General features: G+C 51.7%; 19 protein-coding genes. 16 read left to right on the top strand and 3 right to left on the bottom strand.

Going from position 1 to position 23,736, the window contains the following annotated elements; genetic code table 11:
* The first annotated feature begins 30 nt into the window (after positions 1–30).
* From GBK04_RS03845 to GBK04_RS03820, 6 genes are all read left to right on the top strand, one after another.
* Complete coding sequence (locus tag GBK04_RS03845; protein ID WP_373330694.1) at positions 31–3,546, top strand: SusC/RagA family TonB-linked outer membrane protein; 3,516 nt, start codon at positions 31–33, stop codon at positions 3,544–3,546.
* A gap of 18 nt (positions 3,547–3,564) precedes the next feature.
* The gene (locus GBK04_RS03840; protein WP_152756997.1) at positions 3,565–5,076 is read left to right on the top strand and encodes a RagB/SusD family nutrient uptake outer membrane protein; all 1,512 of its coding nucleotides are present in this window, start codon (positions 3,565–3,567) and stop codon (positions 5,074–5,076) included.
* Positions 5,076–6,053, top strand: a complete 978-nt coding sequence (locus tag GBK04_RS03835) for a glycerophosphodiester phosphodiesterase family protein (RefSeq protein WP_152756995.1) — start codon at positions 5,076–5,078, stop codon at positions 6,051–6,053. Before GBK04_RS03840 ends, GBK04_RS03835 begins: the two co-directional genes overlap by 1 nt.
* A gap of 110 nt (positions 6,054–6,163) precedes the next feature.
* Positions 6,164–8,647: a CehA/McbA family metallohydrolase gene (locus tag GBK04_RS03830; RefSeq protein ID WP_373330693.1), complete on the top strand. Its 2,484-nt coding sequence runs from the start codon at positions 6,164–6,166 to the stop codon at positions 8,645–8,647.
* Between the two features lie 113 nt (positions 8,648–8,760).
* A complete protein-coding gene (locus GBK04_RS03825) occupies positions 8,761–9,783 on the top strand; it encodes a glycoside hydrolase family 43 protein (RefSeq protein ID WP_152756991.1) in 1,023 nt (340 codons plus the stop codon).
* 114 nt (positions 9,784–9,897) lie between these two features.
* A complete protein-coding gene (locus GBK04_RS03820) occupies positions 9,898–11,454 on the top strand; it encodes a serine hydrolase domain-containing protein (protein WP_152756989.1) in 1,557 nt (518 codons plus the stop codon).
* 25 nt (positions 11,455–11,479) lie between these two features.
* Here GBK04_RS03820 and GBK04_RS03815 read toward each other — a convergent pair whose 3' ends face one another.
* On the bottom strand, positions 11,480–12,265 hold the full coding sequence (locus tag GBK04_RS03815; protein ID WP_152756987.1) for a helix-turn-helix transcriptional regulator: 786 nt from the start codon (positions 12,263–12,265) through the stop codon (positions 11,480–11,482).
* A 322-nt stretch (positions 12,266–12,587) separates the two neighbouring features.
* Between GBK04_RS03815 and GBK04_RS03810 the strand changes: the two genes are divergently transcribed.
* The 5 genes from GBK04_RS03810 (at position 12,588) to GBK04_RS03790 (ending at position 16,465) form a co-directional block, all read left to right on the top strand.
* Positions 12,588–12,989 (top strand): hypothetical protein, encoded by a 402-nt coding sequence (locus GBK04_RS03810; RefSeq protein ID WP_152756984.1) that lies wholly within the window; start codon positions 12,588–12,590, stop codon positions 12,987–12,989.
* A 67-nt stretch (positions 12,990–13,056) separates the two neighbouring features.
* Positions 13,057–13,227, top strand: a complete 171-nt coding sequence (locus tag GBK04_RS03805) for a DUF1059 domain-containing protein (RefSeq protein WP_152756983.1) — start codon at positions 13,057–13,059, stop codon at positions 13,225–13,227.
* Positions 13,228–13,253: 26 nt separating this feature from the next.
* The gene (locus tag GBK04_RS03800; RefSeq protein WP_373330692.1) at positions 13,254–13,700 is read left to right on the top strand and encodes a DsrE family protein; all 447 of its coding nucleotides are present in this window, start codon (positions 13,254–13,256) and stop codon (positions 13,698–13,700) included.
* A gap of 218 nt (positions 13,701–13,918) precedes the next feature.
* A complete protein-coding gene (locus GBK04_RS03795) occupies positions 13,919–15,652 on the top strand; it encodes a glycoside hydrolase family 15 protein (RefSeq protein WP_152756981.1) in 1,734 nt (577 codons plus the stop codon).
* 66 nt (positions 15,653–15,718) lie between these two features.
* A complete protein-coding gene (locus GBK04_RS03790; protein WP_152756980.1) occupies positions 15,719–16,465 on the top strand; it encodes a peptidase associated/transthyretin-like domain-containing protein in 747 nt (248 codons plus the stop codon).
* Positions 16,466–16,490: 25 nt separating this feature from the next.
* On the opposite strand, the gene GBK04_RS03785 is transcribed toward GBK04_RS03790, so the two are convergent.
* Positions 16,491–16,985, bottom strand: a complete 495-nt coding sequence (locus tag GBK04_RS03785; protein ID WP_152756979.1) for an RES family NAD+ phosphorylase — start codon at positions 16,983–16,985, stop codon at positions 16,491–16,493.
* Positions 16,985–17,542 carry an Xre family toxin-antitoxin system antitoxin gene (locus GBK04_RS03780; protein ID WP_152756977.1) on the bottom strand — a complete coding sequence of 186 codons (558 nt, stop codon included), beginning with the start codon at positions 17,540–17,542 and terminating at the stop codon, positions 16,985–16,987. Before GBK04_RS03780 ends, GBK04_RS03785 begins: the two co-directional genes overlap by 1 nt.
* Before the next feature lie 230 nt (positions 17,543–17,772).
* Between GBK04_RS03780 and GBK04_RS03775 the strand changes: the two genes are divergently transcribed.
* The 5 genes from GBK04_RS03775 (at position 17,773) to GBK04_RS03760 (ending at position 23,693) form a co-directional block, all read left to right on the top strand.
* On the top strand, positions 17,773–18,294 hold the full coding sequence (locus GBK04_RS03775) for a hypothetical protein (protein WP_373330691.1): 522 nt from the start codon (positions 17,773–17,775) through the stop codon (positions 18,292–18,294).
* A gap of 73 nt (positions 18,295–18,367) precedes the next feature.
* The gene (locus tag GBK04_RS30320; protein WP_373330690.1) at positions 18,368–18,505 is read left to right on the top strand and encodes a hypothetical protein; all 138 of its coding nucleotides are present in this window, start codon (positions 18,368–18,370) and stop codon (positions 18,503–18,505) included.
* A gap of 71 nt (positions 18,506–18,576) precedes the next feature.
* Positions 18,577–19,329 (top strand): carboxypeptidase-like regulatory domain-containing protein, encoded by a 753-nt coding sequence (locus GBK04_RS03770; protein WP_373330689.1) that lies wholly within the window; start codon positions 18,577–18,579, stop codon positions 19,327–19,329.
* 51 nt (positions 19,330–19,380) lie between these two features.
* On the top strand, positions 19,381–20,379 hold the full coding sequence (locus tag GBK04_RS03765; protein ID WP_152756975.1) for an endonuclease NucS domain-containing protein: 999 nt from the start codon (positions 19,381–19,383) through the stop codon (positions 20,377–20,379).
* A 20-nt stretch (positions 20,380–20,399) separates the two neighbouring features.
* Positions 20,400–23,693: a S41 family peptidase gene (locus GBK04_RS03760; protein ID WP_152756974.1), complete on the top strand. Its 3,294-nt coding sequence runs from the start codon at positions 20,400–20,402 to the stop codon at positions 23,691–23,693.
* Positions 23,694–23,736: the final 43 nt, after the last annotated feature.

The following is a 23,736-nucleotide window of genomic DNA, read 5'->3' as shown; positions in this document are numbered from 1 at the left end:
TATAATCAAAAAAGTAAACTATACAATCTTATGAAAAAGTCGTTACTCTTCAAGGCTATGCTCTGGGTGAGTGTGTTGTCCGTAGGTAGCCTATTGCCCGCTTTTGGTGCCAGCGCGGGTACCTCCCTTCCTGCCGAATCCCAGAGGCCGGAACTGGACGGCAAGGCGCAGACCTTGCAATCGGTTCTGCGCGATTTGCAGAAAAAATACAAAGTGTACCTCAACTACGAGGTGGAGGTTGTCAAAGGAAAAATGGTTAGTGCGGCGGCCTTTGAAGGCGCAGCTGGCATTGATGAATCGTTGCAGCGAATCCTGAATCCTTTGGGGCTGAAATACGAAAAGCTACGCGAAAAATATTACGTCATTTATCCCAAAGAGCGGGAAAGCCGGACAGTACCTTCTCAACGAGAAACCTCCGATTCATCGTCGCGGCTGGAAAATATAGTCCGCACGACGGGACAAAGTAAGCATTACGACAAAATAATTCGGGCCGAGGTAGCCCGGACGGTGAGCGGCAAAGTGACCGACCAGGAAAACGGCCAGGCGCTGCCGGGCGTGAGCATTGTAGTCCGGGGTACCACCCAGGGTACCGTCACGGATGTAGAGGGAAATTATAAAATCAGCATCGGGGATGACGTGCAGACGCTCGTTTTTTCTTACATCGGCTATGTTACTAAAATCGTCGAACTGAATGGTCGCCAGTTGCTTGATGTCGCCATGACGGCCGATATTCAGGCATTACAGGAAGTAGTGGTAGTCGGCTATGGTACCCAAAAGAAAAGCGTGGTAACCGGAGCTATTTCCAGCGTAAAATCGACTGACCTCGAAAATCAGCAGATTGGCCGTTTGGAGCAAGCCCTACAGGGCCGGGCCTCGGGTCTCACGATTGCTTCCAGCTCGGGCGCGCCCGGCTCTACGGCCACGGTCAGGATTCGGGGTACGACTTCGCTGAATGAGGGAGCCAGCAATCCCTTGTACGTAGTCGACGGCGTTGTGGTAGGCACCGGCGGGATCGACTACCTGAATCCCAGTGATATAGAATCCATTGAAGTACTGAAAGACGCCGCTTCGGCGGCCATTTACGGAGCACGCTCTTCGGCGGGGGTAATCCTGGTCACGACCAAGAAAGGTACCTCAGGCGGGATTCGGGTCAATTACAGTGGCTACTATGGCGGTCAAGCTCCGGCCAAGAAGCTCGATCTGCTGGATGCGTCCCAATACGCTACCCTGATGAACGAGCAGGCGGTCAACGACGGCAAGAAAGCTCCTTTCGCCGATCCGGCCTCCTATGGGAAGGGGACCGACTGGCAAAAACTGATTTTCAATAACAATGCCCGCATTCAGAATCACGAACTCAGCATCAGTGGTGGCACCGATCGGTCGACTTTCTACACTTCGTTTGGCTATTACGACCAGCAGGGAATCGTGGCCTCGGAGGTATCGGGTTTTCAGCGGTACAACATCCGGCTCAATTCCTCGCATAAAATCAAGGATTGGCTGGTTTTTGGTCAAACGCTGGGCTATTCGCATATCAGGAACAAAAGTGGTGTCAATGCCAACAGTAATTTCGGCGGCCCGCTGAGTTCGGCCCTCATGCTCGACCCCATTACGCCTACGGTGATTACCGATCCCACCGTAGCAGGCCAGGTACCTTATTCCACGCAGCCCGTGGTGCGTGATGCGCAGGGCAACCCCTACGGTATCTCGGATTACATTGCGCAGCAGGTTACCAATCCACTGGCTTTTGTACAAACCGTGCGAGGAAACTACAACTGGTCGGACGATATCGTGGGGAATGTTTTCGTGGAGGCAGAGCCGCTGAAAGGCTTGAAATTACGGTCGACGGTAGGTACCACCCTGTCCTACAATGGCAATGAGAATTTTACCCCATTGAGCTACCTGAATTCCAATCAGCTGACTACCCAGACTTCCTTTTCCCGCTTCAATGGTAAAACCGTGAACTGGAACCTGGAAAACACGGCTTCCTACCGCCGTACCGCGGGAAAGCACGACTTTACCATTCTGGTCGGGCAGGGAGCCTACCTTGACAACAACTCCACGGGCCTCACGGTGACGTACTTCAACCTGCCGGTCAATACATTCAAGGAGGCTTCGATGAATTACAGTACCTCAGCCAATGACATCAACGCCACCGGCTACGAGGGAATTAATCATAAGGTAAGTTCGCTGTTCAGCCGGGTGACTTACAGCTACAATGAAAAGTACCTGTTCACGGGCGTGTTGCGCCGTGATGGTTCTTCGCGCTTCGGGTTCAACAACCGTTTTGGGTACTTCCCCTCCGCCTCGGTAGGTTGGGTCGCTTCGCAGGAAGATTTCTGGACGATCAAGAACACGATCAATTTCCTGAAATTCCGGGCTTCCTACGGGGTTACCGGCAACGACGTGCTGGGTAATTTCCGGTACCTGTCCACAGTGGGTGGTGGCCGGAACTTCACCTTCGGCAACGACAACTACCTGATTGGCTACAGCCCTGACGCACCGGCCAATCCCGACCTGCGGTGGGAACAGACCAGCCAGCTCAACTTCGGCGTGGATATGGTGCTTTTCCAGGATTGGAACCTGACCTTCGACTGGTATAACAAACTGACGACGGGCATCCTGCAAACCGTCACGTTCCCCGCCTATGTGGGCGCAACGGGCTCGTCCTACGGCAACGTAGCCGACATGAGCAACCGGGGCGTCGAACTGGAACTCGGCTACCGCAAGCAGGTAGGGGGCGTAAAGCTCAATCTGAGGGGTAATATTTCGTACCTGAAAAACGAAGTGAAGTACCTGGGTGAAGGCAAGGATTTTTTGCAGGGTGGAGCCACTTTGCAGAACAGTACCTACGAACTTACCCGGACGGCAGTGGGACACGCCATCGGCTCTTTTTACGGATTCCAGACGCAGGGCATTTTCCAGAATCAACAGGAAATCGAAGCCTACACGGGGCCTGACGGGAAGCCCATTCAGCCAGCGGCCCAGCCCGGCGACTTCCGCTGGGCGGACATTAATAACGATGGGCAGATTACCTCGGACGACCGTACCTTCATCGGTGATCCCATTCCCAACTGGTCGTTCGGGTTTACAGCCAATGCTTCTTGGAAAAATTTCGACCTGCTGGTGTTCGGACAGGGCGTGGCCGGCAACGATATTTTCCAGGGCCTGCGCCGTCTGGACATTCCCACGGCCAACTGGCAGACCAGCGTGCTCGATCGCTGGACGGAGCCCGGTACGTCGGATACCTACCCCCGCCTGACCACCAAGGATGCCAACAAGAACTTCGCCAATCCGTCGGACTTTCATCTGGAGCGCGGCGACTATTTCAGGATCAAGTCGTTGCAGGTAGGCTATACACTGCCTAAGGCGATCGCGGGTAAGGTCGGACTGCAGAAAGCCCGCATCTACGTGAGTAGCAATAATCTGATTACGTTCACGAAATACACAGGCTACGATCCTGAAATCGGGGGTAGTAGCTACGGTATCGACCGGGCTATTTATCCGCAGTCGCGCTCGTTCTTGCTGGGCCTCAATCTTGGTTTTTAACCTTAAATCAACTCCAAAATGAAGAAGCAACAAATCTTATATACGGCACTTTTAGCGACCAGCTTACCCCTGTTGACTTCCTGCCAGGAAAACTTCCTGGAAGTGGATGCCAAAGCCACGAAGGTAGAAACCAATTACTACAAGAATCCCGAAGAAGTGTTCAACGGTCTGGTGGCGGCCTACGATCCGATGAGCTGGGAAGGTACGGTTCAGTACGGCAACTTTGCCTGCCTGAATGCCGCCTCCGACGATTGTTATGGCGGTGGGGGTAGCTCATCCGATGTACCCTTCCTAAATACGATGAATGCCTTCACGCTCGATCCGGCCAATGGTCCGCAGCTTGATTTCTGGCAGAAAAACTTCACGGGCATTTCCCGGGTTAATACTATTTTGACCAAGCTGGAAGGCGAGGTACCCAACCTGAGTGCGGCGGTCAAAAAACGGTACGTGGCCGAAGCCAAATTCCTGCGCGGCTATTACTATTTTGAGTTGGTGCGCCTGTTCGGCAAGGTACCTCTATTTACCGCGCCCATTGAAACGAGCGAGATTTACAACGTGACGCAGGCCACGCCGGAAACCGTGTATGCCCAGATCGAAAAAGACCTGACCGAAGCGGTAGCCGAAACCAACCTGCCGGACAAGGTACCTGTCGAAACGGAAGGGGGGCGCGTAACAGCGGGCATGGCGCGGGCGCTGCTGGGCAAGGTGTATTTGTTTGAAAAGAAGTGGACGAAAGCCGCTGAGTTGTTGGCCCAGGTTAATGGTACGCCGGGCACTACCAACAAATATGGGTATCAGCTACTGGAAGATTTTAATACCATTTTCCAACCGGATAACCCATTCAGCAGCGAAGCGATCATCGAGATTCCTCATACATCCATCGCTGCTTCGGGCTGGGGCGATGCTTCCAAAGTGGAAGGGTTGATTGCCAGCAAGATGTTCGGCCCCCGCAGCTACAACGGTCCGGAATACTACTCGGGCTGGGGCGGCTGCCCCATCACGCCGGGGTTGTACCATGCCCTGCATTATGACCCTCGTTTTAAAGCTACTGTGGCGGATGTGGACAGTCTAGTGAAAGCTAAGAAAGCCACCTACATTCCGGGCTACGAGGATACGGGGTATTTTATCCAGAAATACGCGCCGTTGAAGGTGTTTGAAAGCAAAGGAGCCGGTCCTTCGGCGCTCAACTATCCGCAGAATTACATCGAAATGCGCCTGGCCGATACTTACCTTATGGAAGCCGAAGCATTGGTACAGGGGGGCGGTAGCCTTACGCGGGCAGCTACCTTATTGAATGCCGTGCGTGCCCGCGTGGGCCTGAATCCCGTTGAAGCTACGCTGGCAAATATCTACAACGAGCGCCGACTGGAACTGGCTACCGAAGGCCACCGCTGGTACGATCTGGTCCGTACGGGCCGGGCCGCGACTATGCTGGCGTCAGATGGTTTTGTAGCGGGTAAGAACGAAGTGCTGCCTATTCCGTTGCCCGAGTTGAACAACACGAAACTGGTACAAAATCCGAATTACTGATGCGCAAACTAATTCGCCGGGGATACCGATTTTTGCTCGTGTTGGCACTGGCCGTTATCTCCGGCTTTATGGGTTTTTCTCAACCTCCCAGACTGCACGTAATCAGCCTGAAAAATCCCCGTCAGTTGCGGACTTTTCTGCGGTATGGCCCCGACCGATCGCGGCCCGACCGGATTCCTTTCGTGAGCGCGCATCGGGGGGGACCACGTCCGGGTTACCCCGAAAATTGCCTGGCTACCTTCGAAAATACCCTGCGAAGTACCTGGGCTATGCTGGAAATCGATCCGCGCTACTCCAAAGACAGCGCCATCGTGCTCATGCACGATCCTACCCTTGACCGCACCACCACCGGTCACGGCAAAGTATCGGGCTTTACCCTGGAAGAATTGCGGAAACTCCGGTTGAAAGATCCGGATGGACGAGTGACAGACTATCCGATACCTACCCTGGGCGAGGCGCTGGAATGGGCGAAGGGGAAAACGGTACTCATCGTGGATCAGAAAGACGTACCCATGCCAGCACGGGTACAGGAAATCACGAAACACCGGGCCGAAGCGAATGCTTTAGTAATGGCCTATACCTTTGAGGACGCCCAACTTGCGTATGCTCTGAATCCTGAGGTGGCGATGGAAGTGTTCATCCCGGACCGGGAGGCCGCCGACCGGTTTGAGCAGATGGGGGTATCCTGGCAGAACGTCGTGGCCTTTGTTACGCACACGCAGCCGAAGGATGCCACGATTTTCCAGCATCTGCACAAGAAGGGTACGCTGGCCATCGTGGGCAGTTCCCGCACGATCGACAAAGCCTATGCGGAAAAGGGAATAGCCAAAAACGAACTGGACAAGGGGTACCTGGCCATCATCGCTTCGGGAGCTGATATCATTGAGGCCGATCTGGCCATCGAGGCGGGCGAAGCGCTGAGGACGATCCCCAAAAAGAAAAGTTCGAAGGATCAGTTTTTTAAAATACGACCCTAGAGAAAATGTTTGACAGGAAAGAAGCACTACCATTAATAAGAATCATTGAAAAACGCTTTGGAAGCGGGCTGCTAACAGGGTGCCTAAGAAAATTCGGGTACTATGTTGTCTTGTTTTCCAGCTTGGTCGGAGCTGCTCAGGGCAGCGAGATTGTCCGCCTGACCGAAAAAAACTTGTCTTTGCTGCCGGGTGGGAAAGAAGTAGATGGCATGGCAGGCGACTGGCTCATGCGCAACGATTGGGTGGTGGCCGTAATCGGCGCGGCGTATTCCGACCGGGAGGCCAATCAGATGGTGTCCTCCATCCAGGGTGCTGTGATCGACTACACCAGCCGCCGCGTCAACAACGACCAACTGGTAGTGTACTATCCGCAGGGCGCGCGGGTGGATATTCCTTCTGCCGATACGATCATCGTCCTCCGGGACAAGGGTACCTCTGTGCAGTTGCAGGCCATTAGGTATCCCACCGCTGCCGAACCCTACGGATCTGCCACCACCTACACGTTGAACGACGGTGAAGGGTTTCTACGCGTGATGACTACATACGAAAACAAAACCGGCAAGACCGTGGCCGTCCGCCTGTACGATCAGTTGCGCTGTGATAATCGGGTGGACGACGCGGCCCCGCAGGGAGAAAGCCGACTGGCCTATCTGCAAAACGACTGGTACCATGCGGCCTACGGGGTTGCTACCACGGATCGGGAACTCTACACAGAGGGCAGGGTAGGGCGCAAAAATCTTATCAAATTGGGCTACGAAATTCTGTACGCGGAGGATTCTGTTCAATTGAATCCGGGGCAAAAGCTAACCATTTCGCGCGTGCTGCTCACCGGAACTGATGTGGCGGATTTGCAAAAACAATACATGACGTTGAGCGGTGAAAAGAATCCCTCGCTTGCCATTAACCTGAAAACTACTACAGGCCAAGCCGTAGACGGAGCTTTCGTGACAGTACGCGATGCGCAGAACGCAGTACTATCATCTGCTATTACGGATGCTACGGGGCAGGGTAGGCTATATCTTCCGGTGGGAAGCCACCAGGTAGAAGCCTCCAAGCCCGGTCATGATACCCTGCGCCGGGAGATAACGATACCATCAGACAAAGCCTTTGCGCTGGTGATGCAGCCGCCCACGAAAGTTCTGATGCGGGTAGAAAGTGCCGACGGAAAAATGCTGCCCGTCAAAGTGGAATTCCGGGGTGCCCAAGGTACCAAGAACCCGATGCTGGGCCCCGAAACCCGCACCGAAGGGGCGTTTAATTTGTATTACAGCCATACTCCCCATTTTGAAGTTCCTCTGCCGCCCGGTACCTACCGGGTCATTGTGTCGCACGGACCGGAATACCAGGCCGAGGTGCGCGAGGTTACGCTGAGTAGGGGAGAAGCCAAGCCCCTGACGATTCAGATTAAACGCTTGTTCACTACGCCTAACTGGATCTTAGCCGATCTGCACAACCATTCGACCGGGAGTGGTGATTCCAACGTAGGCCGCGAGGACCGGGTGATCAACCTGGCCGCTTCGGGCATCGAGTTCGCCCCGGCTACCGAACACAACCGCATCAGTTCCTATACGGAAGTGATCCGGGCGGCAGGTTTGCAACCCTACATCGCTTCGGCCGCGGGCATTGAATTGAGCGGACGCCCCGGCCCTGGCGACATCAACCATCAGATTGCTTTTCCGCTACGACCGAAACCGGGCCGCGGCTACGGGGCACCCAAAACGGACGCAGACCCACGGGTGCAAATGAGCCGTTTGTACCACTACGATCAGGACCGCTTTAAGCTCATGCAGCAAAATCACCCGAACATCGGCTGGCTGTACTTTGATAAAAATCAGGATGGAGAAATAGACCAGGGTTTTGGCACCGAAAGCATGACGGATGTAATGGAAATCCGGGAAACCATGGCCGACCTACCGGGGGCCGTCAATGGCGGCGACACGGATACCCGCTCCTTCCACTGGCTGCAGATGCTGAATCGTGGTTACCGGATTTTCGGTACCGCCAATTCGGACAATCATACGGTAGGCCATGCCAGTGGGTCCATGTTCAATTATGTACATGTGCCCCACGATAAGCCGGAAGAAATCGATCCGGAAGAGGTAGCGCGGCAGGTCAAGGCTGGCCACGTGGTCATCAGCGACGGACCTTTCATGGAGGTGCGCGTCAATGGGGCGCTACCCGGTGAAGAAATAAAAGCGGCTGATGGAAAAATCAAGGTTCAGGTGAAAGTATTGACCGCCAACTGGGCACCCGTCAACACGGTGCAGATTCTGGTCAACGGGAAAGCCGATAGTTCGCTGATTTTTAATCAAAAAAACAATCCGGCGATGTTCCGAAATACGCCCACCGTTTTTGAAGGTACCCTACCTCTTGACCTCAAAACCGATGCCCATATCATCGTGATGGCGTACGGACTGGGAGAAAATGTGGGGCTGGTTACGGGCGGGAAAATGAAAACCGCCCTGCCTATCGCGGTATCAAACCCGGTATTTGTGGACGTAGACGGCCATGGTTTTAGCCCAAATCATGATTTACTAGGTATGCCCTTACCGACGGCATTGAAAAAGAAAGCGAAGGATTCGGAAGTGGAGTGATGGGCCGTTAGAGGTACCTACCATTAGAAAAAGCGATAGGCCGGCTTTTCCAGGTTCACCTCCATCATTATTGGATGTGAGCCTGGAAATTTGTTCATAATCAATCGCTTTTAATGAAAAAAATAGCACTCCTCCTACTTCTAGCTACCTCCCTCCACGCCCAAACCTTCAGGAATCCCTTGCTACCTGCCGGGGCGGATCCGTGGTCTATCTACCACGACGGCTACTACTATTACATGCACACCACAGGCAAAGACCTGAATATCTGGAAAACCAAAGACCTCTCTCAGTTACCTTCTGCTGAAAAAGTGACCGTATGGACGCCGCCCGCTACGGGGATGTATTCCAAAAGTATCTGGGCACCCGAGCTGCATTTTCTGCGGGGCAAGTGGTACATCTACTTCGCTGCCGATAATGGGCAGAATCGCAATCACCGCCTGTATGTACTGGAAAATGATTCTCCCGACCCCACCGAAGGTACCTGGACATTCAAAGGCAAGCTGGAAACTCCGCAGGACAAGTGGGCCATCGACGGCTCGGTGTTTGAACACAAGGGCCAACTGTACCTGACCTGGTCGGGCTGGGAAGGCGAGGAGAACGGTCGGCAGGATATCTACCTATGCAAAATGAGCAACCCGTGGACTTGCACGGGCAACCGTATCCGTATTTCCGACCCAAAGTTTGCCTGGGAACAGCACGGTTTGTTGACCCATCCGGGTCCTGACGACCAGCCGATCGTTCTGGTGAATGAAGGACCACAGTATCTGCAAAGCCCCAATGGCCGGGTCAATATTATCTTTTCGGCAAGTGGCTGCTGGACTGACTATTACGCTCTGGGCATGGTGTACGCCGATGCCAATGCCGATCTAATGAGCCCGAAATCCTGGCAAAAGCACCCGGCGCCCGTTTTTTGGGCCGATGACGTGAAGGGTACCCACGCGGCGGGGCACAACAGTTTTTTCAAGTCGCCCAATGGTAAGCAGAATTGGATTCTGTACCACGCCAACGCCGAGGCCGGGCAGGGGTGCGGTGGCAAGCGCGCGCCCCGTATGCAGCCCTTCACCTTTGGGGCCGATGGTACCCCTGTGTTCGGGAGTCCGTTGCCGTTGGGCGTGGAGATGAGTGTGCCGAGGTAAAGGGAAAGTTGATCGGGGACAATTAAAAAGAACATCAAGTATAAACCCTTTCCTCAAATGCTTTGAATGCAAGTGAATTGTTATGAAAGAAAATTGTCAACTTTCAACTGAAAAATGAAAACCACCCGCCGGAATTTTGTCAAACTCGCTGGCCTGGGGTCGGTGGGTTTGAGTGTACTTTCTTCTTTTGAGTTCCAAGGTACCCTTGCCCAAAACTTACCCCGGGCTACTCCCGAATCGCAGGGTGTGGACACCAACGGTATTCTGAACTTCCTGCAGGCTATTCAGGTATCCGGGCTGGAATGGCACAGCTTTATGCTGGTACGGCATGGGCACGTAGTGGCTGAGGGCTGGTGGAAACCTTTTGCTCCAGAATTCAAGCACACCCTGTACTCGCTCTCCAAGAGTTTTACGAGCACGGCCATTGGTTTTCTGGTGAGCGAAGGGAAAATTACGGTGAATGATCCCGTCCTGAAATTCTTCCCCAAGGATGCCCCCGCCGATCCGGGCGAAAATTTAAAAGCCATGCGGGTGAAGCACCTGTTGACAATGAATACCGGGCATGATGCCGATACGTTGCCAGCCATCCGGAATGCCGAGGGGAAATCGTGGGTGGAGACCTTCCTCGCCCAGCCCGTTCTCCATGCGCCAGGCTCTCATTTTCTATACAATACGGGCGCTACCTACATGCTGGGGGCTATCGTGTACAGTGTGACAGGTCAAACACTGGAGGAGTACCTGGAACCCCGCTTGTTTAAGCCACTAGGCATTGTGGGTTATGACTGGGAAAAATCCCCGCAGGGGCTCAACACGGCGGGTTACGGCCTGCGCGTTAAAACGGAGGACATTGCCCGGTTCGGACAGTTTTATCTGCAAAAGGGGATGTGGGAAGGCAAGCAATTACTTCCTGCAGCCTGGATCGAGGAAGCCACCAGCAAGCAAACCGAATCCCAAAAGGGCGACGGCGACTGGTCGCAGGGCTACGGCTACCAGTTCTGGCGTTGCAAGCCGGGCTTCTACCGCGGCGACGGGGCCTATGGGCAGTTCTGCTTTGTGATGCCCGAGCAGGATGCCGTACTAGTCATGACCAGTGAAAGCTGGGATTTGCAGAAATCCATGAACATTGCCTACGAAAATCTGCTGCCAGCGTTTGCTAAGGGACAATTGCCCGAAAAACCCACTGAGCTGGCGATTTTAAAGAAAGAGTTGAGCCAGCTGACGCTTCCGGTACCTCAAGGCTCGAAAACCTCACCGCTGGCGGCCCGCTACAACGATAAAGTATTCACGATCAACAAAAACTCTTTCAACATCACTGAATTATCTGTCGGCCTGAATAAGGATTCCTGCGTATTGAAAATGGCTACGCCAGGCGGCATGGAAAAAATCACGTTCGGATGGGAAGATTGGAAACTGAATCCCGGTGAAAACAAAATGCGTTTTCCGGTAGCTACCCGCCTCGAAATTCCGTCCCGAATCGCCGGGACGGCCACCTGGCTGGACGATAACACGTTGCAGTTAAAACAGAAATTCGTGGACGCCATCCATGGTGATACCTTGACGCTGACCTTCCAGGGGGATACCTTGGCGGTGGATTTCATGAACAGCGTTTCGGCCCACGTTAAGACTTTTCCGGATCAGCGCCAAAAACTGACGGGCACAATGAAGGGATAAATAGAGTAAATATATTCAGGCTAACTCAGAGAAGTCGGTAGATGGTCAGGAAGTTGATGAGTTCCATGGTATCCGTCATCCCAAATTTTCTGAGCATTTTCTGGCGATGTGTGTTGACGGTATGGGGGCTAATGAATAGCCTTTCGGCGATGGCATGACTAGTCAAATTCTGCCCCGAAAGCCGGATGATTTCTAACTCGCGCTTACTGATTTCTTCCAACGGACGGCATTTTCCTGTCGCATTATCCACCTCATACAGCAGGTTTTCTTTTCCATCCGTAAGCCGCAGGTGTTGGCGGTGGTCGCGCTTAAGACTGGAGATGTCCGAAACCAACACCAGGAAAAATAAGATGTTCCCCTTCGCATCGCGCTTGAGCGCCACACTTTCCTGAATAATTCGGCTGACTGTACCGTCCGAGCGGGTCAGTTTGTAATCGAAGATAGCCCGGAAGTTTTTGGCTCGTTCTTCATTCAGCGAAACTATGTATTGGTTCATGAGTCGCGTCATTTCCTCCAGTCCCCGCAACTCGGCAACAGGAATCTGCGAGACGTAGAAATCTACCCCTCCGTTCAGAAAAATCTCCCTACTCCATCCACAGACCTTCTCCACGTCGCCCAGAATGCAGGAATAGTACATCCGCTTGATGTCCTTGATAGCTAAGGCTGAATTCCTGAGTAGGAGCGTTTCGTGCAGCAGTGGATTCGCCCCGATCAGATCGTTTATTTCATCTATATCCGATTCGATGAGATCGAAATGCCAAGCCTTTTTGTATGCGCTGAAATTTAGGGTATTAGCGGCCGGGTTGCTCATGGAAGATCGGGACAAAATGAGGCTAAATATACTGAATGATCAGTATTGGTTAGTAGAGTAGGGTTGAAGAATTTTACCTGCTGAATCACTCCTTTCTTAAAAATAGCTACATCGTTGTCAGAAAGGTAGGCTGAACGATAGCGGACTGTTGAAAAACAGAAAAATACGGGGTGAAAAGGATATATATGACGTAGTAAGGTACCCCTGTGAAAAGGATATTTGAGCCTATAATTTTTTATCTATTTGGTCGATGGAACACATAATTTTTCAACAGTGCCTTTAGTACTCAAGCCAAACCCATACACTCAAACCCTTCCCAACTATGAACACCAAAAATCTCTTCACTTGCGTGGCGGCGGTCTGCCTGCTCTTCGGCATTACCTTAGCTTTCATGCCCGAGTACATCGGCAATCAGTACCTCGCCGACCCAGCCATGATGAATCCGGTTACCCGAATGCTCAGTCAGAGCTATGGGTCGTCCCTGATCGCCATTGCCGTAGCGCTAGGATATGCCCGGGACTCTGGTCCCACATTCGCCCGTAAGGCTCTGGTCTTTTTCGTATTGATCTCCAATCTGGCGCTGATCGTCATTCATACCATGGCTATTTTAAATGGCTTGGAAACCGCCACCGCCTGGCTGACGGTAGGGATGTCAGTAGTTTTTACCGCCTGGTCGGGTATGTTGCTATCCCAACCGGAGAATCGGGCAGCCGTACTGGCCTAAGCGGAGTAATCACCAAATCAAGTGCTTATATATTATTTTCTTTTTCAAATCCAAACCAATCACTACGATGAAAGTACTACACTGCCGCGAGGTAGGTTTCGATTGCCTGGGGGTAATCAAAGCCGAGAGTGAAAACGAAGTGCTGCAAATGGCCGCCCAGCACGCCAGCGACGCACATCAGGTCAACGTGACCCCTGAAATGGCCGAACAAATCAAGACACTCATTCGAGAGGAATAACTCGCCCTATTTTAACCAGTTAAAATATGAAAGCTTTTTACGGCTTATTGCTGCTATTTCTCCCATTGGCGGGAATTGATATTTCCGAAACCCATCAAAACAATGCTGAAAAAATGAAATTCCTGATTCACGTAACCCACGGCCCCGAAGACCCTACTCGCGCGGCCCTTGCTTTTCTAGTGGCAAAAACGGCCCTGGAAGAAGGGCATACCGTAACCCTTTTCCTGGCGGGCAATGCAGCACTGTTGCTGCGGGATGCGGATATGGCTAAGGTGGAAGGGGTAGGTACGGGCAAATTGAAAGAGCATTACGAAGCCATCGTGAAAGCAGGCGGTCGCTTTTATGTATCGGGTATGTCGGCCAAGGCCCGTGGCATGACCGATGCGGATATTCAGGGCAAGCCCGCCGAGTTCGCCATGCCAAAAAAATTGGTGGAACTCGCGGTGGATAGCGACCGGATGTTTACGTACTGAATTTCAATCCTCAACGCTTGATCCATACCATTCTTTGCTTATAAAAAACGCCCTCAATTAGGGCGTTTTTTTATTGGTTAGGGGTATGTCAGGTGAATTGTTGGGGAAGGTTGTTGAATATTATAGTTATAGGAAATGATAAACTAATATTCTAAATAAGGCAGCATTTGCCCAGGCAAGTCGGAAAGCGAAAGGCCGACCAATATTTCGAAGGTGGTATGACCCAACCCAATCAACCCGAAATCCGGGAGCTAGGCATCATCGGTGACCAGCGTACCTGCGCCTTACTGGATAAAAAAGGTACCATAGCCTGGTACTGTCCCGCACGGTTCGATAATCCGGCCCTTTTTGCTTCCCTGCTCGATACCGAGAAAGGTGGGTTTTGGGAAATTGAGGCACGATCCGTTTTCCAAAAACGCGGGTACCTGGGCCGCAGCAGCATCCTGCGTACCAAGTTTGACACCTTTACACTTACCGATTGGATGCCCTACCAGGACGACGCGCTGGAAGGCGTTTGTCGGCTAATCTCAGAATCTCACGTGCCGGTGACACACCGAATCCGATTTCGGGACAATTATGGGTTGGGTGAGGTTGGGATTGAAAAACAGGACGAGAGTACTTTCCTGATCATTGGCGACCGGAAGGTGTACCTCCTCTCGTCCTCGCATTCCATTCGGTATTCAGGCGATGAAATACGTATCACGATTCCGCCTCAGGAAGTGGGGTGGGTGCATTTTTCTTCTTCCAGAAAGCATAAGGGAGGCATTACTTCCGAACTAATTGGGCAGTCCCTTGCCGATACGTTGCATAGCTGGGAGGAGAGGTTGAAAATAATCGACTACACAGGCGCGTATGCAGAACATATCCTCAATTCGTGCCGGGCTGTATGCCTAATGACCCACGCTCCTAGCGGTGGCATTGTGGCTGCAGCTACCACCTCTCTGCCCGAAAGCTCCGGCAGTGGGCGCAACTATGATTACCGCTACGTGTGGCTGCGCGATTCAGCTATGATCGCGAGCGCGCATATTCGGGCTGTAGGCATGGTGGAGCCCGCCGTTAAGTTTCTGGAATTTCTGGAAAAGGCCAAAGAAAAGAACCACGACAAGCGGTTCGTCCCGTTCTATGACCTGGGATTGGGGGTTGCTCCCCCCTTGGAGAAAATCCCGCTACGGGGCTATAAAGGTGAAAAGCCCGTTGTAATCGGCAACGACGCCAACCACCAGCTGCAACTGGATGCCAATGCCAATGTTCTGCTGGCGGCTAAACTGATTTATGCTAAAAGGGGCGATAAACCTCATTGGAAAACAGTTCACCGGATCGCTGATTTTGTGGCAGATAACTGGCACGAGAAAGACCACGGGATTTGGGAAGAGGGCATCGAGCAGCATTTTACCTCCAGTAAGGTGATTGCCGCCAAGGCACTGGAATTTATTGCCGTACACGCTGAAACCGAGAAGCAGGCCAATAAGTGGAATGAGGCAGCCCGCCAAATCCGCGCGTTTGTGGACAAACACTGCCTGACCCGAAGCGGTGCTTACGCAGTCTATGCCGGATCGCAACACGTCGACGTGACAGCAGCCCTGTATCCTGTATGGCTTTTCTGTGAGCCCAACAGCCCGGAGATGGTAGCTACCATGCAGGAAATCGAATGTACCCTGAAGGAGGGAGAGCTCTACCATCGCCGCCTTGAACTATTCGATTCCCGCAAAGAAGGCGTATTTCTGGCCGCGTCGCTTTGGGTAGCGCAGTACTACGTGATGCTGGATGAGCTGGAAAAAGCCAGGCGGATAATCGATGCTGCCCTGGAATTTGCCAATGACCTGGGGTACCTGGCCGAAGAAGGTAACGTAGCCACCGGAGAAATGCTGGGCAATTTCCCGCAGACATTCGTTCATGCCTCGCTCATGGGCGTTATTGTGGATTTGAATGAGGCGGAGAAGAAGCGGATGTAAGCAACCTGCCTTCGAGTTTTGAATTGAGTCAGGTTCATGTATCTTTATCCTTCAATGCCATTTGCTATGAAGCGATCCAACTACTTACTCAAAATCGCCAGCCCCTGTGCTGAAAGCTGGGACAAGATGCGCCCTACGGATTCGGGCCGCTTTTGTGCTGCATGTGGCAAAAATGTGATCGACTTCACTCAACTTTCGGATGATCAGGTACTGGCGATAATCGAAAAGTCCAGCGGAAATCTGTGTGGACGCTTGGAAGAGAGCCAGATGAATCGGTACCTGGTAAGCAAAGCCGAGCCGTCGAACAAAGCCCGGTTCTTTCGGCTTTTGGCCAGTTTGTTCCTGCTTTCTGCTGCCGAGGGCAAGGCGCAGGAACTGATCGTGCGGGAACCGATAGCCATGGTCGAGCCACCAACGCAACAGGAAAAATTCTTAAAAGAAGCGAAAGTCAGTCCCCACTACGCGCAGAAAATCTGGATCAGCGGCCGTGTCGTTTCTGCCGAAACAAAAGCTCCCGTTTTCAATGCATTCGTGCACCCAATGGGAAGGGGAAATAAACACCTTGCTACCACCGACGAAGACGGGTACTTCAAGCTGCTTATACCGGATAGCGCAACCACCCAGGAAATACGGTACATGGTTATTCATCCTCAAAGTGGAGATACCACTTTCAGCGCTACGGTTGAGAGTTTTCCTCAAATAATTGAATTATCTTCAATCCCCCAAAAGGCCCAAATGGTAATTTCCGGTGGCGGGCTGACCATTGTCGAAAGGAAATGGTGGCAATTCTGGAAAAAGAAGTATTGCAAATAAACTATAACAAGATATTAGTTACAGATCACAAATTTCCCGACGCACCGGGCAAACGGGGATCAACCGGATACGGAACAATTGAATTTACCTGGCAGCTTTTTCGTAACGCATGAAGCGGGTCGAGTAACACGTTGCGGGAGGGAGAAAGTGGAACCACCACTGAGGGGATGCCCAGACCCAGAGTACCATACTGTCGGAATTGCGCTTCGGCGAAATCCGCCAGTCCCGGTGGAGTAATGTGCGGATCGTTCCAGCCATCGGGCAGCGCATCAGCATCCAGAAAGGTAATCGAGCCGTCAGGTACCACTATTTCGCACAAAATCAGCGGCGGCAGATCGAAAAGAGGGGTACCTTCCAGATGCACCATGTATTCCAGAAAGCACAGCTCGGGCGTAGTAGCGGTGTACACCATCGGTCGGCCTTTGTCATTCCAGCGTCCTCCCCAAAGCTGTGCGCCAATTCCTTCTAAAATCGTATCGCGGTGGCTGTCCGTCTGAATGCGATACAGATTGATGGCCATCAGCTAAACACCCCATGTTCGATGCGCCCCAGCATATCCTCCACCAGCAGGATACCTGTCGGGCTATCCATCAAGTCCAGAGGTTCATGGTCGCCCAACAGACGAAGAGGGCGGCGAAGCCAGCGGGTGAATTTGCCAGCATCCTGAAAAACCGCCCCGCCGTGACCCGCCAGGCGTTCCAGCATCAGCAAGCGCTCCGAAGTAGCAGCGTCGAGGCGACCGGATTTGGACCGCCGGTGAAACGTAGCCACCGATTGGTTGAGCAATCGTGCCATTTCCTTATCGCTCACACGCAATAGGCTGGCTATGCGGTCAGCTTCGCTGCCGTCAAGTCCTTGTCTCGAACAGTTGATGAGGTGTAAGGGAGATATTTTAGTAGAAAACCCATGACCATGTGGCAACTTCAACCTTGGGCCATCATAAATGGCAGAACGGTTGACTTTGGTTCCTGTCAGTCCTTTACTGGTATTGTAAATTGATTTTGAAGAGTCGGGTTTATAGGAGGCCTTGGTACCTTTAGAGCCAACAGAGATTGCCTTGTTTTTCGATATAGCCATTGTATTGTTCTTTTTGCTTTCAATAAGGAATCATTTGATAGCAATATAACGATCTTTTGATTCTTTTCGTTTTTCCATGAAAATTTTCAAAGAATCAGATGTAGCATTACCAGCAAAATATGGGAACCTGTCTGCTTGCGACTGAGACCCAACGCAATACCTTTGTGTCTCGGGACCATTCCGATGAAACGATGTTTGGTAAACGGTAATGACATATAGAGTCTAAACCTATGAAAATACTATACAAACTCCTCCGCTCGCTCATTCTCACATTTTCCTTTTCCAAACCCCTCTACGCCCAGGGTACCCGTCTCGTCTGCCAACCCACAATTAGCGCAAAACCCATTGTCTTCGTTTATGCCGATGATCTGTGGCTTGTGGACCGCGAGGGTGGCGATGCCCATCGCCTGACGACCAACATTGGGTCCGAATCCAACCCTCATTTTTCGCCCGACGGGCAGACGCTTGCCTTCTCGGCGGAGTACGGCGGCAATACCGATGTGTACGTAATGAGCCTCAGCGGCGGCGAACCCCGCCGCCTGACCTGGCATCACGGCGAAGACGCCGTGCAGGGTTGGACACCGGATGGTAAGTCGGTCCTGTTCCGTTCGGGGCGCGAGGGGTACCCCACGGCTTTGACTAAGTTCTGGACCGCGAACGACATACTGATCCGGTTTGGTACAAAAACACGACCTACTTCCTGTCCGAACGCGACTACGCCAATAACGTCTGGTCGCTTGATCCGGCCATGAATGCGCTGAAACAGATTACCTTTCACCGCGATTTTGACGTGAAAAGTCTGGCTGCTGGGCCCGATCGCATCGTGTGGGGTACTTGGCCGAAGAAGGTAACGTAGCTACCGGAGAAATGCTGGACAATTTCCCGCAGACATTCGTACATGCTTCGTTGATGGGGGTGATTGTGGATTTGAACGAGGCGGAGAAGAAGCGGGCAGGCAGGTAGAGGATGAACTACCTACCTGAGTTTTGAATTGAGCCAGGTTCATGTATCTTTAACTCTCAATGCCATTTGCTATGAAGCGATCCAACTACTTACTCAAAATCAACAACCCCTGTGCTGAAAGCTGGGACAAGATGCGCCCTACGGATTCGGGCCGTTTCTGTGCCAACTGTGCCAAGAATGTCGTCGACTTTACTCACCTTTCGGACGATAAGGTGTTGGCAATTATCAAGAATTCCAGCGGTAATCAGTGCGGACGCTTGGAAAAAAGCCAGATAAACCGGTATCTGGTAAATAAATCAGATCCGTCAAATAAATCCAGATTCTACAAGTTCTTTGTTGGGGTACTGTTGTTAACAGCAGTAAATCAGTCCTTGGCCAGAAATGGAATGAAGCGTGAGATAAATGTGGAGCTGACTAAACATCGTATCTCTGATTTTGAGCTTATTCATGAAACTATATCAAAACAGCATTCAACCGATAGCTTGAAAAACGTAATCAGGGGAAGGGTGGTCGATTCATTAGAACATCTTCCAATACCTGGCGTAACCATACTTTTGGAAGGTACAAGGCTAGGAACCGCCACAAACGAAGATGGAGAATTTGACCTGATCATTCCTCCCAAATTTCTGAAAGAAAAAAACGCATTAATTGTTTCATTCATAGGCTATAAAACCAATAGGCTAACAGTAAATTCTGACGATTTCCTGAATAAAAAAAGCATCTTTCTTACCGAAGATGGCCAGCTTCTAAACGAAATTGTGTATGTAGGAGACTATTCGGTTCATCATAAAAAATGGTGGCAGTTTTGGAAAAAGAAATATTAAATAAAGAAAAGTAAAATATTCATATGTGAGTTAGAAATTTTAAATTAGCTTATGGCTACTGAAATTAAAACTTGGCAAATAGTTGATGGTAAGCTTACTCATGTCTCTTCTTCGTTGACAGAAAATGGAAGAAAAGAAAAGGACGATCTTGAACAATGGATAAAAAGTAATCCTGAGATATTGGGAAATGAAATTGCAATTATTGGACAACAAGTATACACCAAATCTGGTCCGCTTGATTTTTTGGGTATTGATCGCTCAGGGAACTTAGTCATTATTGAGCTTAAACGAGATAAGCTTGCCAGAGAAGTTTTAGCCCAAGCCATAGACTACGCTTCTGACGTTGCTACCTATGAACCAAACTACCTAAATGAAATTTGCGAAAAATTTACAAATCAAAAACTCGGTGACTACTTGACTGAAAAGTTTCCAGATACAAATTTTGAGGAAGTAGCTGTAAACCAAACTCAACGCTTACTTTTAGTAGGTTTTGCAATCGAAGAGCCCCTTCATAGGATGATTGAATGGTTGTCAGAGAAATATAGTTTGGCTATAAATGCGATTATCCTCCATTATACAAAAACAAAAAGTGGGGATGAGTTACTTTCCAGAACTGTAATAATTCCTGAATCGGTAGAAAGGGAGAAAGTAAATAATAAAAAATATGTGATTGAAATGTCAAATGAACCAGGTAATTATGAAGAGTCTGAATTAAAAATACAATTAAAAAAATATTTATTGAAGAATTTGTACTCTTCAATGCGTATTCGTGCCTATTTCCTTCCGGTACTTCTAAAAAATGAAACAGTAACAAGAGATAAAATGAGGAAAGAGTTTGTCAAGATGAAGGCAGCTGCGGATGAAAGCCAAGCAGGTTCTTTTCTTTCTCTTATTTCAGGGCAATTAGGACATCAGTGGAAAGATTATCTTAGGCAAGTGATTCATTATGAATATCCAAATAACGAATGGGAAAAAGATAATTTTAGTATTCGTCCTGAATATAAAACTCTTGTTCAAGAAGTGTTGGATGAGATTTCAATAAACAAATAATTGCCAAATTGATTTCAAAAATGAAAATATTCTACACATTTGTCTTTCCACTTACTTTCCTTTTCTCCCAAACCCTACACGCCCAGGGTACCCGTCTTCTTCGCCAACCCACAATTAGCGCGAAATCCATCGTCTTCGTGTACGCCGACGACCTGTGGCTCGTGGACCGTGAGGGCGGCGACGCCCGTCGCCTGACTACCAACATTGGGTCCGAATCTAATCCGCATTTTTCGCCCGACGGACAGACACTTGCTTTTTCGGCGGAGTACGGCGGCAATACCGATGTGTACGTAATGAGCCTCAGCGGCGGCGAACCCCGCCGCTTGACCTGGCATCCTGGCGAGGACGCCGTGCAGGGCTGGACACCGGATGGTAAGTCGGTCTTGTTCCGTTCGGGGCGCGAGGGGTACCCTACGGCTTTGACCAAGTTCTGGACCGTGAGCGCCACCGAGGGTACTTTTCCGCAGGCCTTGGTTGTGCCGCAGGCCCACGCCGGGCAACTCTCGCCCGATGGCACACAGGTCGCTTATCAAAGCATCGCCTTCTGGGATTCTGAGTGGCGCAACTACCGGGGCGGACAGGCGCAGCCGATCTGGATTATGAATCTGAAAGATCATTCGGTTAAAATGACGCCGCAGCCCGACCGCGAGCGGCATACCGATCCGGTTTGGTACAAAAATACGATCTACTTCCTGTCCGAACGCGACTACGCCAATAACGTCTGGTCGTTTGATCCGGCCACGAATGCGCTGAAACAGATTACCTTTCACCGCGATTTTGACGTGAAAAGTCTGGATGCCGGGCCCGATCGCATCGTGTACGAGCAGGGAGGGTACCTGCATCTGCTTGATCCGGCTACAGGCAAGGCCCGGCAGTTGGACATCAGGGTACAGGGAGATTTCAATTATGCTATGCCGCGCTGGGAGGACGTAAAGGCTTCTGAACTCGCGAACGTTTCGCTGTCTCCCACGGGTCAGCGGATGCTGTTCGAGTACCGGGGCGATATTTTTACGGCTCCCAAAGAAAACGGTACCTGGCGCAATATTACCCAAACTTCAGGGGCAGCAGATCGCTCCCCGATCTGGTCACCGGACGGACAGCAAATTGCCTGGTTTTCGGATCGTAGCGGGGAATACCAACTCATGGTGACAGATCAGGCTGGTATGACACCGCCCAAAGCCATTGATCTACCCAACCCTACCTTCTTTTTCCGGCCCGACTGGTCGCCCGATGGCAAGTACATCGCCTACACGGATACCGACTACAACCTCTGGTACGTCAATCTGGCGAGCGGCAAAGCCAAAAAAGTCGACACCGAACGCTATGCCCACCCCAATCGCTCGATGAACCCGAAATGGTCGCCCGATAGTAAATGGATTGCCTACGCCCGGCTGCTGGACAACCATTTGAAAGTCATCAAGGCCCACAACATCGACACGGACGAAACCCTGCAGCTCACCGATGGCATGTCGGACGCCATTGCCCCTGTCTGGGATGAGAGCGGTAAGTACCTCTACTTTCTGGCCAGTACTGATTTTGGCCTGAACACCGCCTGGCTGGACATGACTTCTTACGAACACCCCATTACGCGTGGGCTGTACGCCATCGTGCTGGCCAAGGGGGTACCTTCGCCCATGCTGCCCAAAAGTGATGAGGAAAAGTTGAAACCGGAAGAAAAAGAGGATGGGAAGGCGGGGTCGACCGTTGGGGCCAAAAAAGACGATAAGAAGAAAAAGGATGAGCCTGCGCCCAAAAAAATCAAGATAGATAAGGAGGATATTGACCAGCGCATCGTGTCATTGGGCGTACCCCTGAAAAACTACGTCGAACTCCTGCCCGGACCCGAAGGTACGGTCTTTTATATCGAAGACGCCCAGGGTGAGCCTACACAAAAACTGCATAAATTCACCTTTGAGGACCAGAAAAGCAAGGAATTCCTGTCCGGGATGCAGGAAGCCGTCGTGTCGCACGATCGTAAACAGCTGCTCTACAATACCAAGGGTACCTGGAGTATCGTGCCCACCGCGGGCGAAAAGGCAAAAGCGGGCGAGGGGAAAGTGAATTTGGCTTCCATCAAAATGAAAATAGAGCCGCAGCCCGAATACGAGCAGATTTTCCGCGAAGGCTGGCGCTACCAGCGCGATTTCCTGTATGTGAACAATACCCACGGTGCGCCCTGGGACTCCGTGTACAATTGGTACCAGCCCTGGGTGCAGCACGTCCGCCACCGCACCGACCTCAACTACATCGTGGATATTCTGGGTGGCGAAGTGGCGGTGGGCCACTCGTTTACCTCCGGGGGTGATTTGCCCAAAGTGGATAATGTACCCATTGGTTTGCTCGGAGCTGACGTCGTGGCAGATGGAAACCGCTACCGCATCACTAAGATATTCACAGGTGAAAACTGGAATCCCGGTCTGAAGTCGCCCTTGTCGGGGCCGGGCATCGATGTTCGTGAAGGGGATTACATTCTGGAAGTGAACGGGAGGCCTGTTACTACGGCCGAAAACTTTTTCAGCTACTTCGAAGGATTGGCCGATCGGCAGATAAAGGTACGCGTGAACCAAAAGGCCGACACCAGCGGCTCACGCCTGGCGACGGTGGTACCCATTGCGAACGAAACGCAACTGCGGCTGCGCGGCTGGGTGGAAGGCAACCGTCGCAAGGTCAGCGAGCTGTCGGAGGGCAAACTGGCCTATGTGTGGCTACCCAACACGGGTGGCGGCGGTTACGAGTATTTCAATCGCTACTATTTTGCGCAGCAGGATAAAAAAGGGGCAATCATCGACGAGCGCAACAATGGCGGTGGCTCGGCGGCGGATTACATCGTGGATGTGCTGGGCCGCAAGTTGCAGGGGTACTTCAACAGTAACGCCGGCGACCACAAGCCTTTTACTACGCCCATTGCGGGCCTTTGGGGACCGAAAGTCATGATTATCAACGAGCGGGCGGGTTCGGGCGGTGACCTGATGCCCTACCTTTTCCGGCAGGCGAAGGTAGGCCCGCTGGTAGGTACCCGTACCTGGGGCGGTCTGGTAGGTACCTGGGATACGCCGCGGTTTATTGATGGCGGTCGCATGGTAGCCCCGCGCGGCGGTTTCTACGACCTGAACGGCAACTGGGCCGTGGAAGGCGAAGGCATCGCACCCGACATCGAAGTGATGCAGAATCCGGCCGATGTCATCGCGGGCCGCGATCCCCAACTCATCAAAGCCGTGGAGGAAGCCATGCGGCTCCTCAAAACCGAGGAGGTTGTATTGAAGCCTGAACCACCGGCCCCGAATAAGTACCGGCGACCGGAGGGGCAGAAGTGAGCGTGCATGGAAGTTTACTAGGATGGCGCAAAAGTGAAACCTT

This window comes from Salmonirosea aquatica, assembly GCF_009296315.1.
GTDB lineage: Bacteria > Bacteroidota > Bacteroidia > Cytophagales > Spirosomataceae > Salmonirosea > Salmonirosea aquatica.
The sequence above is the reverse complement of the archived record's forward strand: the minus strand, read 5'-3'. Positions and strand labels throughout refer to the sequence as shown.